Genomic DNA, 15,269 nt, shown 5'->3' with positions numbered 1-15,269 from the left:
GGCGGCGGCGCTGTTCTCGGGCAGGCTGGGCGGCGTGACGAGGAGACCCCGCCGACGCCGACCGGTGGTCGTGGCGTCCGGGCTGGGCGCGGCCCTGGTCGTCGGTGCGCTGGGCCTGCTCGCCGTCCAGGACCGCGGCGCGCCGACGCGGGTCGCGCCCACGGCCGCGGCCACCTCCGGCGCCGCGACCCCGTCGGCCGCTCCGACGCCCCGGCGCACCCCGCGCCCCCGCCCGGTCGACCCGCTGACCGGCCGGCAGCCGGTCGAGGCCGGCGTGCTCGCCGTCAAGGTGGAGAACATCGCCGCGGCCTGGCCGCAGCTGGGCCTCTCGGCCGCCGACGTCGTCGTCGTCGAGGAGGTCGAGGGTGCGCAGACCCGGCTCGTCGCGCTGTACCATTCCGCGTTCCCCCGGCGGGTGGGCCCGGTCCGGAGCGCCCGCAGCACCGACGTGCAGCTGCTGCCCGCCTTCGGGCGCACGGCGCTGGTCTACTCCGGCGCCAACGCCCGGGTCCAGGCGAAGATCGACGACGCCCCGATCCTGGCGCTGCAGCGGGACGACCGCGACCCCGCCCGGGTGGCCCCCCACGACGTGGTCGTCGACCTGCGCGCCCTCGCCCGGACGACGGAGCTGGACCCGCCGCGCTCGCCCGGCTGGACCTTCGACGCGGACGCCGCCGTCTGGGACGACGCCGCCCGCGCCCGCAGCGCGGCGGTGCGGATCGGGGCCGACCGGTTCGACTTCGACCACCGAGACGGCCACTACGGCGTCACCTGGAACGGCCGCCGGTACCGCGACGGCGGCACCGGCTCCGTCGAGGCGGAGAACGTCGTCGTGCTCGACGTCGAGAACACACCGGACGGCAACCGGGACGTGCTGGGCGCCGCGTCGGTGCTCTCGTCGACCGTGGGCCGGGGGAAGGTGACGGTGCACCGTGACGGGCGCACGCTCACCGGCACCTGGCAGCGCAGCCGGCGCAGCGCGCCCCTGAGCCTCCGCGACCGGGACGGCGACGCCCTCCCGCTGCGGCCCGGCCGCACCTGGGTGCTGCTGCGCGGCTGACCCCGACACCCTGGTCAGGCCGGCGGCAGCCGGACGCCGAACCCGGCGAGCGCCAGCCGCGGCAGCACGAGGCCCGGGGTCAGGACGTCGACCGCCTTGGCCGCGGCGAGCACCTCCAGCTCGGCCAGCCGCCCGCGGTACGCCTCCGGACCGGCGCCCCGGGCCTCCTGCAGGGCCAGCACGTTCTCCCACACCTTGTGCCGCGACTCGGCGAGGAAGCGGCGCGACGCCCACCGGTTGGCCGGCGTGAGCACCCGGTCGACCAGCCGGCGCGCGCCGCCGAGCGCCGTGTCCTCGGCTGCCACCCGGGCGGCCAGCACGCCGTCGACGCGGTCGTGGTCGCGCACCCGGCCGGCGAGCAGCCGGGGGTCGGCGAAGTCGTCCGCGGAGATCACGTCGAGCATCGCCTGCGGCAGGTCGTAGTTGATGTGGGTGCTGATGCCCACCAGCAGGTGGCCCAGCGGGTGCACGTCGGCGGCGAGGCCGAAGGCGATCCGCCAGGGCCGCGGGACCGGGTCGCCGGCGAGGTGCCGGTCGTGCGCGTCGGTGTAGTAGCGGCCGAACACGTCGGTCCAGCGGACCACCCAGGCCGGGTCCTCGAACCGGCCGCCCGCCACCGCCGTCCCGATGGCCGCGGTCGTCCGGCGGTAGGTGCCGAGGAACGTGCCGAGGTGGGCGTGCTCGGGCGGCAGGGCGGTCAACCGGGTGTCGAGGTCGCCCAGCAGCGCCTGGATCGTCGTGGTGCTCACCGGGCCAGTGTTCCCGCTGCGCCCCCGGCGCCGGGCCGACCGGGCCGGCCGTCGTCCACAGATCGCCGGCGGACCGGGTCCGGCGGGCGCCCGCGGCCCCAGGCTGGTGGTCTCACCCGCCCGCCCCGGACCGAGGAGGCCCGCCGTGCCGCCCACCCTGACCCGTCCGCTCGTCACCCCCGTGGTGGAGAGCCGCCCCGACGCCCGGCACTGGGCGGTGCCGGCACCGGCACCGGCCGCCGCCGCCGCCCAGCCGGCCCTGGACCTGCGGCCGGCCGGTGACCCCCTCGTCGTCCTCACCGGGCCCGACGCGGCGGCGGCGGTCCCGGCGGGGTTGCCTGACGCCCGCGCGTGGAGCGTGGCCCTGGCCGTCGCCCTGCTGGAGGTGCTGGCCGGCCGCCGGCCGTGCGCGCAGCTCGGCCGGTGGCTGGAGGCCGACGTGCTCACCGCGCTGGCCGGCCGGCTGCCCCGCCGGCGGGCCGGGGCGCCCGCCCCGGTGCCCGGCCTGCGCTCGGTGCGGGTCCAGCACCCGGCGGCGGGGGTCGCCGAGGTGGCGGTGCACGGCCGGCTGGGGGAGCGCCCGGTACCCCTCGCGCTCCGGCTCGAGGCCCGGCAGGCCCGCTGGCTGGTCACCGCGCTGGAGGTGGGGCCGCTGCGCTGAGCAGGGTGTCCGGCGGAGGGGCCGTGCGCGGCCGGCCGGCGCGGGACCGCGATGATGGGCGCGTCGGCGCAACGGCTCCGTCGACCTCGGGACACGGAGGAGCGCCATGACGCGGGAGATCTTGACCTACGAGCTGTTCGGGCAGGGCATCCGCGAGCTCGCCCAGCAGGTCGCGGACAGCGACTTCGAGCCGGACATCCTGCTCGGCATCGCCCGCGGCGGGCTGGTGCCGGCCGGCGCGCTGGCCTACGCCCTGGACTGCAAGAACCTCTTCACCATCAGCGTCGAGTTCTACACCGGCGTCGACGCCCGGCTGGACGTGCCGGTGATGCTGCCGCCCTTCCTCGACGCCCGCGACCTCGACCAGGCCAAGGTGCTCGTCGTCGACGACGTCGCCGACACCGGCAAGACCCTCGAGCTGGTGCACCAGTTCTGCGGCGGCCACGTCGCCGAGGCCCGCACGGCGGTGCTGTACGAGAAGCCGCAGTCGATCATCAAGGCCGACTTCGCCTGGCGGCGGACCGACCAGTGGATCAACTTCCCGTGGTCGACCGAGGAGCCGGTCGTCCGGCGCACGGGCGTCCGGGACGCCTGAGCGCCGGGCCCGCCGACGGGCTCAGACGACCAGGGAGGACTGGATCGAGTAGTGGGCGGCGTGGTAGACGTGCCGGCCGAACTCGACGAACTGGCCCACGTCGTCGTAGGCGATCCGGTCGACGGTGAGGCAGGCGGCGGGCGTCTCGACGTCCAGCAGCTCCGCCTCCTCCTCCGTCATCAGCCGGGCCGAGATTCGCTGGTGGGCGATCTTCAGGTTGATGCCCAGCGCGCGGAGGCAGGCGTAGAGCCCGCGGCGCTGCAGGTCCGCCTCGTCGAGCGCCAGGTGGGCCGGCAGGTAGTTGGTGAGGATGGCCAGCGGCACGTCGTCGGCCAGCCGCAGCCGGCGGATCCTGGTGAACTCCCGCTCGGTGACCTCCGCCGCGTCGATGGCCTCGCGGACGTCCCCGTCCAGGTCGCCGACGCTCATCTCCAGCAGGCGGGTGGCCGGTCGCCGGCCGGCCTGGGCCAGGTCCTCGTTGAGGCTGCTGAGCCGCTCGTCGCGGCGGAACTGGGAGCGGACCACCTGGGTGCCGACGCCCCGCTTGCGGACCAGCAGCCCCTTCTTGACCAGCTCCTGGATCGCCTGCCGGGCCGTCGGCCGGGAGAGCCCCAGCCGGCTGGTCAGCGAGAGCTCGTTCTCCAGCCGGTCGCCCGGCGCGAGCACCCCGCTGCTGATGGCCTGCTCGATCGCCTGCGCCAGCTGGTGGTAGAGCGGCACGGGGGAGTTGCGGTCCAGCGTGATGTCGAGCTCACGCATGACGGGCGGTGCGCTCATGGAGGCAGCATAGGTGCCGACCGGACGATGGTCCGGTTGTCTGCACAAGCGCCGCGGGCCCCGGCGACGGGGCGCCGGCTCAGGGTGAGAAGAGCAGCAGCAGCCCGGCGCACGTGTAGCCCACCATCACCACGAGCATCGGCCACTGGCCCCGCAGGGCCTCCCGCTCGGGGAGCAGGGCGACCGCCTTCTCGTGCGCGCAGACGATGCCCACCACGTGGCCGAGGACGATCGCGCCCGCCTGCACGACGGCGATGGCGGTCGGGTGGGCGAAGACGGCGGTGTCGACGGTCATCCCGGCCGAGCCGAAGACGTCCCAGCCCCGGCCCAGCGGGTCCGACCAGAGGGCGGCGGTCCGCTGCCCCTCGGTGACCAGCAGCGTGAAGTAGTGGGCGACCGCGTAGCCGATGACGATCGGCACCACGGAGCCGGCCATCAGCCGCGGGTAGTCACGGGCGCGCCGGTCGCCGTGACGGGCCATCCACGCCGCGGCCAGGCTGAACGTGACGAGCACGAAGAGGATCATCGCGGCCAGCCCGCCGGTGCCCCACACGACCGTGATGACGTCGGAGCTCTGCACCGTGCGGATCCACCAGGAGGTGTTGGCGAAGCTGTCGAAGGCGGTGCTGCCGAGCAGGGCGGCCACCACCCCGACCGCTCCCGGCGGCGGGCGCCACGCGGTCAGCCCGGCCAGCGGGTTGACCAGCCGGAGCGTGTCACCCACCCGCCGCCAGGGCGACAGCTGCGCGACGCTGCGGGCGTACGCCTCGAACGGGTCGGCGGCCCCGATCCAGCGGGCGCCGAAGAGGATGGCGCCCAGCACCAGCAGGACGAACCAGGCCAGCACCCAGACCCGCAGCACGGCCAGGGTGGTGCGGTCGGGCTGCACCAGTTCCAGCCAGGCGAAGGCGAACAGGCCGAGCGCCGCGGGCCAGACGCCCAGCCGGCGCGGGAGCCGGAGCACCCCCTGGTCGGGGTCCACCCGGGCGACGGCGCAGAGCAGCCGGTGGACGGTGCGGACGGGGTTGGTGGCGCGCCAGACCTGCCCGAGCAGCAGCGAGACCGGGACGAGGCCCACCCACACCCAGACGTAGACGAAGCCGAAGGCGGGGTTGGTGAGCAGGTCCTGCCCGGCCATCAGGGCGAGGCCGGCCCAGCCGAACACCGCCAGCACGAGCAGCTGGGCGACGACGCGGGTGAGCGGGGCGTCGACGACCCGGGTCAGGCGGGGGAGCTCGACGCCGCCGACGCGGGCGAACCGGGGCCGGCGCCAGGCCAGCAGCAGCACGCCGAACGAGACCGTCAGGGCCAGCGCCGCGCCGACGACGACGTAGGAGAAGGGCAGCGGCAGGTCGTGCCGGGAGGCGATGCCGTGCAGGGGGATGAGCACGCGGGCGCTCAGCGGGCGTTGAGGATGACGACGACCTTCTTCAGGTGGTGCAGCTCGACCTCGAAGCTGCCGGGGCTGGTCAGGGTGAAGCTGCCCGTGGCCGGCTGGCCGGCCTTCACCTCGAGCTCGTAGCCGTCCCCACCGGTGTGGGCGTGGACCTCGTCGTCCGCGTCCGAGGTCACGTCCAGCACGACCTGCTGGCCGACGGCCACGTCGAGCTTCTGGCCGTTCGGCGTGACGTCGCCGCCGGCGATGGTGACGTCGATCGTCAGCGCGTTCGCCGCGGGGACGCCGACGCTGCTGGCCCCGGTGGGGGCCGGGACGGCCGGCTGCTCGGTGCTCGTGCACGCCGTCAGGGTGAGACCCAGCGCCACGGCCGCCAGCAGGGCCGCGGCGCGAGCGCGGTGCCGTCGCACGGAGGGGGCGCCGGGGAGGGCGGTCGGCCGGGTGCTGCTCACGTGCTGCTCTCGCTCTCGGGTGGGGGGACGTCGCTCCCACCGTACGTGCGCCCCTGGTCCGCGGCCTCCGTCGCCGGTCGTCGGACCGCGGCGGCGCGCTACGGTGAGGGCCGGACCCGCCGAGGAGCCCTCGAGGCGACCCGGCTCTCGACCCCCCGCGCCCCGCCCGAGCCCTCGACGACCCGGAGGTCGCCCCGTGATGGTCTACGTCCCGCTCCCGCTGTCCCGCGCCCGTGCCCTGCGCGACGGTGAGCCCCTGGACGCGGTGGCGGGGCACGCGGCCACGCCGTCGCTGCGCCGGGCGCTCGACCTGGCGCCGGACGACGAGGAGGGCGACTACGCCGCGCTCAACGCCGCCGGGGTGGCCGCGCTCGCCGGGCTGGCCGGCGCACGCCGGCTGGTGCTGGCCGCGGAGGTCCCCGACGACCGCGTCGTCGACGGCCGTGGCCCCTCGGGCGAGGTGGACGTCGCCGACCTGCGCTGGCCCCAGGTCCGCTCCCTGTTCGCCGACGAGGAGGTCGCGGGCCCGGCCGTCGCGGCCGCCGCGGCGGCCGTCACCGGGACCGACCCGGCGCAGGCCTACGACCTGCCCGCCGTCGTCGCCCTGACCGACGGTCACGACCTGCTGTGGTTCGCCCCGGAGGAGCTGGACGCCCTGGGCTGAGCCGCCCGACGGTGCGTCGCGCGCGGTCCGCGGCACCGCCCCGGCCCCCTGAGCGGACCGTCGTGGCGGCTCCCCTGACCAGGAGCGGTTCCCGGCGGCGGCAGATCGGGCACACTGAGCCCATGCCACGTTCCATCTGGAAGGGAGCCATCTCCTTCGGGCTCGTCACCATCCCGGTGAAGCTGTACTCCGCGACGGAGGAGAAGGACATCAGCTTCCGGCAGGTGCACGCCGAGGACGGCGGTCGGATCAAGTACAAGCGCGTCTGCGAGCTCGACGGCGAGGAGGTGCCCTACGGGGACATCGCCAAGGGCTACGAGATGGCCGACGGGCGGATGGTCGTCCTCGACAAGGAGGACATGGACCAGCTGCCGCTGGCCACCACCAAGTCGGTGGAGGTCGTGCAGTTCGTCGACTCCGACGAGGTCGACCCGGCCTACTTCAGCAAGAGCTACTTCCTGCAGGCCGACGGCCCCGGCGTCAAGCCGTACGTGCTGCTCCGCGACGCGCTGACCAAGAGCGAGCAGTGCGCGGTGGTCAAGGTGGCCCTGCGCTCGCGGGAGGCGCTGGCGCTGATCCGGCCCAAGGACGGCGTGCTGGTCATGCACACGATGCTGTGGCCCGACGAGCTGCGGGACGGCTCCTTCGCGGCGCCGCCCGACAGCGTCACCGTCTCCGACGCGGAGGTGACGATGGCCCAGTCGTTCATCGACGCCCTCTCGGGGGACTTCGCCCCCGAGGACTTCACCGACTCCTACCGGGAGGCGGTCGAGGCGCTGGTGCAGAGCAAGGCCGAGGGTGTCGCCCCGCCCGAGGAGACGGAGGCGCCGAAGGAGGCCGAGGTCGTCGACCTGGTGGCCGCCCTGCGGGCGTCGGTCGACGCGGCCAAGAAGCGCCGCGAGGCAGCGGCGCAGGCCAAGACGGGCTGAGCGCATCCCGCACCCCCCGCCCCCGGCGCGCACGCCGCTGCCGGCCCCGACGGCGGCCCACCGGGTGGCGGGCGTCCTGCTGCCCCTGCTGGGCCTCGGCTGGTTCGTCGGTGGCGGGCTGCTGGTCCTGCGGGCCGTCGGCGAGAGCCTGACCTTCCTCGGCGAGAGCCCCACGGCCGAGGAGCTGGCGCGGTCGGCGCGCTCCCTGGCCGCCGCGGCGTGGGTGGCGGCCGGCGTGCCCGTGCTGGGGCTGGTCCTCGCCGTGCTCACCCGCAGGCGGGCCGCGACGGTCCTGTTCACGGTGCTGCTGGTCCTCGGGCTGGCGTCCGCGGGGCTGGTGGCCGCCGACCGGCACCGGGCCCGGCTGCGGGAGCCCCAGCCGCGCGCCCCGGTCACCGGCTGCCAGGAGCACAGCGGCGGCGACACCGACTGCCCGGGCGGCTGACCCGGCCGACCCGCCCGGCGGTGGGCCCGCCCGGACCGCTACAGCCAGCGCTTGTGCTTGAACACCAGGTACAGCACGAGCCCGAGGACGAACATGGCGAGCAGCGCCGCCGGGTAGCCGTAGCGCCAGTGCAGCTCGGGCATGTGGTCGAAGTTCATGCCGTAGATGCCGCCGACCAGGGTGGGGGCGAAGAGGATGGCCGCCCAGCCGGAGATCCGCTTGACCTCCTCGTTCTGGTTCAGGCTGGTCTGGGTGAGGGCGCGCATCTCCTCGTTCTGCTGCTGCCCGACCAGCGTGCTGTGCACGGTCAGCGCGTTCTGCAGCAGGGTCCGGAAGCCGTCGGCCCGCTCGGCGATCCGGATGACGTGGTCGGCGACGTCGCGCAGCAGCCGCTGCAGCTCGACGTCCACCTCGCGCTGGGCGTAGCCGGCCTTGAGCGAGTCGAGCATCTCCAGCAGCGGCCGGGTGGCCCGCTGGAACGCGACGACCTCCCGGCTCAGCTCGTAGATCCGCCGCGACACCGCCGGATCGTTGCTGAACAGCTGGTCCTCGATCTCGTCGACGTCGTTCTCCAGCCCCGCGACGACGGGTGCGTACTCGTCGACGACCTGGTCGAGGATCGCGTACAGCACCGCCTCCGGACCCAGCTGCAGCAGGTCCGGGTTGGCCTCCAGGCGGTGCCGGACCCGGGCGAGGTCGGGGGACTCGGCGTGCCGGATCGTGACGACGAAGTCCGCACCCAGGAACACGTGCAGCTCCCCGAACTCCACCTTCTCGACGGCGTCCAGGTAGCGGGCCGGCCGGAGCACGGCGAACAGCAGGTCGCCGTAGCGCTCCAGCTTCGGCCGCTGGTGCGCGGCGATGGCGTCCTCGACGGCCAGCGGGTGCACGGCGAACTCGCCGGCGACGGAGCGGATGTCGTCCGCCGTCGGCCGGTACAGCCCGATCCAGGCCATGCCCTGGCGCTGGCGCAGCAGCGCGAACGTCGACTCGAGGTCGACGGGGGTGTCGGTCCGCCGGCCGCCGACGTAGATGGCGTTGTCCACCATCCCGTGCCGGGGGCCGTCGGCCTCCACCGTGCTCAGGTCCACCACGGCGTCAGCGCGACAGCCAGCGGCTGCCGACCTCCTGCTGCTTCTCGAACCCGGCCAGCACGGCCGGCGCGGAGGACTGCTCCAGCTTCTTGCCCAGCAGCGGGATCGCCACCTTGAGGGCCCCCGTCAGCTCGACGACGGTGCCCGGCCCGCCCGGCGCCAGCGCCAGCCGGCCCCTCATGCTCACCGGCTGACCCTGCACGGTCATCTCCAGGTCACCGCTCCGGGCGCCGTCGGCGGTGGCCTCACCCCAGGCCGTCTGCTCGGTCACGGTGAGGGTGCCGCCCACGAAGCGGGCCACGGCCTCCGGCGCCGGGAACGAGCGGGTGGTGCGGGTGGTGGAGCCGGCGACGTCGACGTCGTAGCTGCTGGACTCGGTGGCCCGGCACACCTCGTCGAGGTACTGGGCGTCGGTCAGCATGGCGTAGACCTCGGGCGGGGCGGCCGCGAACTCGAGGCGCGTGGTGATGTCCATGCGCCCATGATGGCAGCGCGCCCCGCGCCCCCTGGCGAGCCGTGCCGTTGAGCCGTGGCGCCGGCCCCCCGGTACTAGGGTCGAGAGGCCGGCGCACGAGGGCGTGCGGGGCTCGACGAGGATGGTTGACGTGACGGTGGCGGACGCGGAGCTGGAGCAGGACAAGAACGAGAAGATCGCCACGGTGGCCAGCCGCGGGGCCGCCCTGGCGGCCGAGCTGGGGCAGGACCCCGCGCAGGTCGAGGGCTTCCTGCAGCACTACTTCCGCCACGTCGACGCCGTCGACGTCGACTCCCGCACCGCCGACGACCTGCTCGGCCTCGTCGCCAGCCACTACCGGGCCGCGGTGCAGCGCCGCCCCGGCGAGCCCGTCATCACCGTCCGCACGCCCCGGCAGGGCGACGACGGCTGGACCGCCGGGGGCGCGACCGTCGTGCAGGTCGTGACCGACGACCAGCCGTTCCTCGTCGACTCGGTGACCATGGAGGTGCTCCGGCAGGGCTGGAGCGTCCGCGAGGTCTTCCACCCCCAGTACCTCGTCCGGCGCGACGCCGACGGCGCCCTGGTCACCGTGGAGCGCGGGGAGGCGGCCGCCGAGCCCGGCGTGCTGGCCGAGTCCTGGATGCACCTGGAGATCCTGCCGCCGGCCCGGCCGGAGGACCCCGACGCCCTCGTGCCCGCCCTCGACCGGGGCCTGCGCGAGGTGCTCGGTCTGGTCCGGGCCGCCGTCGAGGACTGGCGGCCGATGCTCGAGCGCTCCACCGAGACGGCCGCGCTGCTGGGCGACCCGTCGCTCACCGGCGGCCGGACGGAGGAGGCGGCGCTGGCCCAGGAGCTGGTCGGCTGGCTCAACGCCAACCACTTCACGTTCCTGGGCTACCGCGAGCACGTCGCGGTCGGCGAGGGCGAGGACCTGCACTACGAGGTCGTCCCCGGCACCGGCCTGGGGATCCTGCGCGGCGACGTCGACGCCCCGGACGCCTTCCACGCGCTGCCGCAGCCGGGCACCCACCACCTGCTGATGATCATCACCAAGGACGACCAGCGCTCCCGGGTGCACCGGCCGGCCTACCTCGACTACCTGGGGCTGCGCACCTTCAACGCCGAGGGCCGCGTCGTCGGCGAGCGGCGCTTCCTCGGACTGTTCGCCTCCAGCGCGTACTCCGAGAGCATCGCCCGGGTCCCCGTGCTGCGCCAGAAGACCGAGGCCGTGCTGCGGCTGACCGGCTACGACGAGCAGAGCCACGGCGGCAAGGCCGTCGTCGACGTGCTGGAGACCTACCCGCGCGACGAGCTGTTCCAGACCCCGATCGACGAGCTCGCCGGCACCGTGGAGAAGATCGCCCACCTCAAGGAGCGCCGCCAGGTCCGGATGTTCGTCCGCCCGGACCCCTACGGCCGTTACCTCTCCTGCCTGGTCTACCTGCCGCGGGACCGCTACACCACCGCGGTCCGCCGGCGGATGGAGGACCTGCTGCTGAGCCGGCTCGGCGGGGTCAGCGTCGACTACACGGCCCGCGTCACCGAGTCGGTGCTGGCCCGGCTGCACTTCGTGCTGCGGATGCCCGTCGGCCGGCCCCTGGGCGAGATCGACGTCCGCGGCCTGGAGAAGGAGCTCACCCTCGCCACCCGGTCCTGGGACGACGCCTTCGCCGACCTCGTCGGGGCGTCGGAGCAGGCGGAGCGGCTCAGCCTGCTCGCCAGCGCCCTGCCCGAGGCGTACAAGGAGGACTACGCGCCGGGGCAGGCCCTCGACGACCTGACCGCCCTGGGGGCCCTCGGCGAGCGGGACGGCATGTCGATGGCCGTGCACCGGCCCGTCCGGACCGACGACGAGGCCGACCTGCGGCTCAAGATCTTCCGGCGCGACGCGTCCATGTCGCTCTCGCGGATCCTGCCGCACCTCACCCGGCTCGGCGTCGACGTCATCGACGAGCGGCCCTACGAGCTGACCCTGCGCGGCGACCGGGCCTTCGTCTACGACTTCGGCCTCAGCGTCCCCGGCGGTCGCGAAACCGTCCGCCGGGACTGGACCCTGGAGGCCCGCGAGCGCTTCACGGACGCGTTCGCCGCCTCCTACGCCGGCCGCAGCGAGTCCGACGGCTTCAACGCGCTCGTCCTGGGCGCCGGCCTCGACTGGCACCAGGTGAGCGTCCTGCGGGCCGTCGGGCGCTACCTGCAGCAGGCGGGCAGCCCGTACAGCCAGGCCTACCTGGCGCAGGCGCTGGCCGCGAACACCGACCTGGCCCGCCGCCTCGTGAAGCTCTTCGAGACCCGGTTCGACCCGCGGCTCGGTCTGTCCGACGAGCGGCGCACCGCCCGGGTGGAGACCTTGACGGCGGAGATCTCCGCGGCGCTCGACGAGGTCACCAGCCTCGACCACGACCGGATCGTCCGCTCCTACCTCGCGGTGGTGACCGCCGCCCTGCGCACGAACCACTTCGTGCCCGGGCGCGGCGCGCTGGCCGTCAAGCTCGCCCCCCGGCAGATCCCGGACCTGCCCGAGCCGCGGCCGCAGTTCGAGATCTTCGTCTACTCCCCGCGCGTCGAGGGCGTGCACCTGCGGTTCGGGGCCGTCGCCCGTGGCGGGCTGCGCTGGTCCGACCGCGCCGAGGACTTCCGGACCGAGGTCCTCGGCCTGGTCAAGGCGCAGATGGTGAAGAACACCGTGATCGTGCCGGTGGGGGCCAAGGGTGGCTTCTACGCCAAGCAGCTGCCCGACCCGGCCGCCGACCGCGACGCCTGGCTGGCCGAGGGGACCGCCTGCTACCGGCTGTTCATCACCAGCCTGCTGGACCTCACGGACAACCTCGTCGACGGCGCCGTCGTGCACCCCGAGCACGTGGTCCGCTACGACGGCGACGACCCGTACCTCGTCGTCGCCGCCGACAAGGGCACCGCCACCTTCTCCGACATCGCCAACGCGATCTCGGTGGAGGCGGGGTTCTGGCTGGGCGACGCGTTCGCCTCCGGCGGCTCCGCCGGGTACGACCACAAGGCGATGGGGATCACCGCCCGCGGCGCCTGGGAGTCGGTCACCCGGCACTTCCGCGAGCTGGGCCTCGACCCGGCCGTGGACGACTTCAGCTGCGTCGGCATCGGCGACATGAGCGGGGACGTCTTCGGCAACGGCATGCTGCTCAGCCGGCACCTCCGCCTCGTCGCCGCGTTCGACCACCGGCACGTCTTCCTCGACCCGCAGCCCGACCCGGAGGCCAGCTTCGCCGAGCGCGAGCGGCTGTTCGCGCTGCCGCGCTCCAGCTGGGCCGACTACGACGCCGGGCTGATCAGCGAGGGGGGCGGGGTCTACCCCCGCACGCTCAAGTCGATCCCGGTCAGCCCGCAGGTGCGGGCGGTGCTGGGGCTCGACGCCGGCGTCACCGCGCTGCCCCCGCAGGAGCTGATCAGCGCCTGCCTGAGGGCGCCCGTCGACCTGCTGTGGAACGGCGGCATCGGCACCTACGTGAAGTCGGCGCAGGAGACCCACGCCCAGGTCGGCGACAAGGCCAACGACGGGCTGCGGGTGGACGGCGGCCAGCTGCGGGCCCGCTGCGTCGGCGAGGGCGGCAACCTGGGCCTCACCCAGCGCGGCCGCATCGAGTACGCGGCCTCCGGCGGACGGATCAACACCGACTTCATCGACAACTCCGCAGGCGTCGACACCTCCGACCACGAGGTCAACATCAAGGTGCTGCTGGCCGCCGACGTGGCGGCGGGCCGGCTGTCGACGCCCGACCGCGACGCCCTGCTGGCCTCGATGACCGACGAGGTGTCCCGGCTGGTGCTGGCGCACAACCGGTCCCAGAACCTGGCGCTGGCCAACAGCGTCCAGCAGGCGGCGTCGATGGCCGGGGTGCACGAGGACTGGATCGAGCGGCTGGAGGACCAGGGCCTGCTGGACCGCCAGCTGGAGTCCCTGCCCTCGGAGGAGGAGCTGGAGCTGCGCCGGCAGAACAAGGGCGGGCTGACCGCACCGGAGCTGGCCACCCTGCTCGCCTACACCAAGATCGTGCTGGAGAGCGAGGTGGAGCGCTCCGACCTGCCCGACGACCCGTACCTGGCCCGCGACCTGGTCGGCTACTTCCCGCGCCCGCTGCGGGAGCGCTACGCCGAGCAGATGCGCGGGCACCGGCTGCACCGCGAGATCGTCACCACCGTCGCGGTCAACCGCTTCGTCGACACCGCCGGCATCACCTGCTTCCACCGGCTCTCGGGGGAGAGCGGGGCCACGGCCGCCGAGGTGATCCTGGCCCACACCGCGGCCCGCGCCGTGTTCGGGGCGGCCGAGCTGGACGCCGCCGTCGCGGCCCTCGACCACCAGGTCGACGCGTCGGTGCAGACGACGTTGCGGCTGGAGACCCGGACGCTGGTGGAGCGCGCCACCCGCTGGCTGCTCAACCGGCGCCGGCGGGTGGACGTCCAGGCCTGCGTCGACGAGATGGCCGAGGGCGTCACGGCGCTCCGGGCCGCGCTGCCCGACGTGCTGGCCGGCCGGGAGCGGGAGGCCTTCGAGAAGCGGCTGGCCCGCTACCGCGACGCGGGCGTGCCGGAGGACCTGGCGCTGCAGGTGGCCGTGCTGCCGCCGGCGTACGCGGCGCTCACCGTCGTGCAGACGGCCGCCCGCACCGGCCACGACCTGCTGCAGGTCGCGGCGGTGCACTTCACCCTCGGCCAGCGGCTGGGGCTGGACCGGCTGCTGGGCCGGGTCCTCGAGCTGCCGCGCGCCGACCGCTGGCAGACGATGGCCCGGGCGGCGCTCCGCGACGACCTGCACGCCGTGCACGCGGCGCTGACCGCGGAGTCGCTGCGGCACGCCGACCACGGCGGGGACGGGGTGACGTCGGATGCGGAGCAGGTGGTGAAGGCGTGGGAGCGCTCGGTCCCGGGCCTCGGCACGTCGGTGACCACGCTGCGGCAGATCTGCAGCGTGCGCGCCGACCTCGCCCGGGTCTCGGTGGGCCTGCGCGTCGCGAAGGCCCTGCTGCCCTGAGCTGTCGGCCCTCGCTCCGCTCGGGCGCGGACCGCGCTCCTGGCCGTCCGTGTGCCTGACCGGGTCCCTGCACCGGGACCTGGCCGCTGCTGCGGACGGGGAAGGCTCTCGCCGCGGGCCGTGGTAGGTGTGGGGCATGCGGATCGACCTCCACACCCACTCCTCGACCTCTGACGGCACCGACACCCCCGAGCAGCTCGTCGAGCAGGCGGTGCGCGCCCGGCTGGACGTGGTGGCGCTGACCGACCACGACACGTTCGACGGCCTCGACGCCGCGGTCGCCACGGGGGAGCGGGTCGGCGTGCAGGTGGTCCGCGGCCTGGAGCTGTCCTGCACCCACGGCGGCAGCAGCGTGCACCTGCTCGGCTACGGCGCCGACCCGGCCGACCCCGAGCTGGCGCGGGAGATGGCGCGGGTCCGCGACGGCCGGACCGGCCGGCTCACCGGTGTGCTGGCCAAGCTGGACGCCCTGGGCGTGGGGGTGAGCGAGGAGGCGGTGATGCGCTTCGTGGGTGACAGCCCGTCCGTCGGGCGCCCGCACATCGCCGACGCGCTGGTCGAGGCGGGCCACGTGCACGACCGCACCGAGGCCTTCGACCGCTACCTGTACGACGGCGGCCCCGCGCACGTCCACCGCTACGCCATCGATCTCGCGCACGGCATCGACCTGGTGCGCGGGGCCGGCGGGGTCGCGGTGATCGCCCACCCGTGGGGCCGCGGACGCGAGCACGTGCTGCCGGCCGAGCTGCTGGCCGTGCTGGCCGCCGAGCACCACCTCGACGGCCTGGAGGTGGAGCACCAGGACCACGACCGGGCCACCCGGCACCGCCTGCGGGTGCTGGCCCGCCAGCTCGACCTGCTGGCCACGGGGAGCAGCGACTACCACGGGACCGGCAAGGTCGACCACGACCTCGGCGTCAACACCACCGACCCGTCGGTGTTCGCCGAGATCAGCGACCGGATGGCCGCGCGGGTCCGCTGA

The 15,269-nt window shown here is 74.8% G+C and carries 14 protein-coding genes; 8 read left to right on the top strand and 6 right to left on the bottom strand.

The window, feature by feature from the left end:
* Positions 1-34 precede the first annotated feature (34 nt).
* Positions 35-1,060 carry a DUF3048 domain-containing protein gene (locus tag BLT72_RS12815; protein WP_157720474.1) on the top strand — a complete coding sequence of 342 codons (1,026 nt, stop codon included), beginning with the start codon at positions 35-37 and terminating at the stop codon, positions 1,058-1,060.
* A 14-nt stretch (positions 1,061-1,074) separates the two neighbouring features.
* Here BLT72_RS12815 and BLT72_RS12810 read toward each other — a convergent pair whose 3' ends face one another.
* Positions 1,075-1,809, bottom strand: coding sequence for a DUF5995 family protein (locus tag BLT72_RS12810; RefSeq protein WP_091413257.1), 735 nt, complete (start codon positions 1,807-1,809; stop codon positions 1,075-1,077).
* A gap of 145 nt (positions 1,810-1,954) precedes the next feature.
* Here BLT72_RS12810 and BLT72_RS12805 point away from each other — a divergent pair, with 145 nt between their 5' ends.
* Together BLT72_RS12805 and BLT72_RS12800 are read left to right on the top strand one after the other, a co-directional pair.
* Positions 1,955-2,470, top strand: a complete 516-nt coding sequence (locus BLT72_RS12805) for an Rv3235 family protein (RefSeq protein WP_091413255.1) — start codon at positions 1,955-1,957, stop codon at positions 2,468-2,470.
* A gap of 106 nt (positions 2,471-2,576) precedes the next feature.
* Positions 2,577-3,065, top strand: coding sequence for a phosphoribosyltransferase (locus tag BLT72_RS12800; RefSeq protein ID WP_091413253.1), 489 nt, complete (start codon positions 2,577-2,579; stop codon positions 3,063-3,065).
* Positions 3,066-3,086: 21 nt separating this feature from the next.
* On the opposite strand, the gene BLT72_RS12795 is transcribed toward BLT72_RS12800, so the two are convergent.
* The 3 genes from BLT72_RS12795 to BLT72_RS22530 form a co-directional block, all read right to left on the bottom strand.
* A complete protein-coding gene (locus tag BLT72_RS12795) occupies positions 3,087-3,842 on the bottom strand; it encodes a GntR family transcriptional regulator (RefSeq protein WP_091413252.1) in 756 nt (251 codons plus the stop codon).
* A gap of 79 nt (positions 3,843-3,921) precedes the next feature.
* Positions 3,922-5,232, bottom strand: a complete 1,311-nt coding sequence (locus BLT72_RS12790) for a hypothetical protein (RefSeq protein ID WP_231930032.1) — start codon at positions 5,230-5,232, stop codon at positions 3,922-3,924.
* An 8-nt stretch (positions 5,233-5,240) separates the two neighbouring features.
* Positions 5,241-5,690, bottom strand: a complete 450-nt coding sequence (locus tag BLT72_RS22530; protein WP_172825991.1) for a hypothetical protein — start codon at positions 5,688-5,690, stop codon at positions 5,241-5,243.
* Positions 5,691-5,889: 199 nt separating this feature from the next.
* On the opposite strand from BLT72_RS22530, the gene BLT72_RS12785 reads away from it, so the two are divergent.
* The 3 genes from BLT72_RS12785 (at position 5,890) to BLT72_RS12775 (ending at position 7,728) form a co-directional block, all read left to right on the top strand.
* The gene (locus BLT72_RS12785; protein ID WP_425349243.1) at positions 5,890-6,354 is read left to right on the top strand and encodes a DUF6912 family protein; all 465 of its coding nucleotides are present in this window, start codon (positions 5,890-5,892) and stop codon (positions 6,352-6,354) included.
* 122 nt (positions 6,355-6,476) lie between these two features.
* Positions 6,477-7,283: a non-homologous end joining protein Ku gene (gene ku / locus BLT72_RS12780; protein ID WP_091413249.1), complete on the top strand. Its 807-nt coding sequence runs from the start codon at positions 6,477-6,479 to the stop codon at positions 7,281-7,283.
* A gap of 64 nt (positions 7,284-7,347) precedes the next feature.
* Entirely contained in the window at positions 7,348-7,728 is a 381-nt protein-coding gene (locus BLT72_RS12775; protein ID WP_091413248.1) for a hypothetical protein, read from the top strand.
* A 38-nt stretch (positions 7,729-7,766) separates the two neighbouring features.
* Here the strand turns inward: BLT72_RS12775 and corA are convergent, their stop codons facing one another.
* On the bottom strand, positions 7,767-8,822 hold the full coding sequence (gene corA, locus BLT72_RS12770) for a magnesium/cobalt transporter CorA (RefSeq protein WP_342587373.1): 1,056 nt from the start codon (positions 8,820-8,822) through the stop codon (positions 7,767-7,769).
* 4 nt (positions 8,823-8,826) lie between these two features.
* Positions 8,827-9,297, bottom strand: a complete 471-nt coding sequence (locus tag BLT72_RS12765; RefSeq protein ID WP_091413247.1) for a DUF2505 domain-containing protein — start codon at positions 9,295-9,297, stop codon at positions 8,827-8,829.
* Between the two features lie 121 nt (positions 9,298-9,418).
* Between BLT72_RS12765 and BLT72_RS12760 the strand changes: the two genes are divergently transcribed.
* Entirely contained in the window at positions 9,419-14,287 is a 4,869-nt protein-coding gene (locus BLT72_RS12760) for an NAD-glutamate dehydrogenase (RefSeq protein ID WP_091413246.1), read from the top strand.
* A gap of 136 nt (positions 14,288-14,423) precedes the next feature.
* Entirely contained in the window at positions 14,424-15,269 is an 846-nt protein-coding gene (locus BLT72_RS12755; RefSeq protein WP_091413245.1) for a PHP domain-containing protein, read from the top strand.

It is taken from the genome of Friedmanniella luteola (assembly GCF_900105065.1).
GTDB classification, from domain to species: domain Bacteria; phylum Actinomycetota; class Actinomycetes; order Propionibacteriales; family Propionibacteriaceae; genus Microlunatus; species Microlunatus luteolus.
The sequence above is the reverse complement of the archived record's forward strand: the minus strand, read 5'-3'. Positions and strand labels throughout refer to the sequence as shown.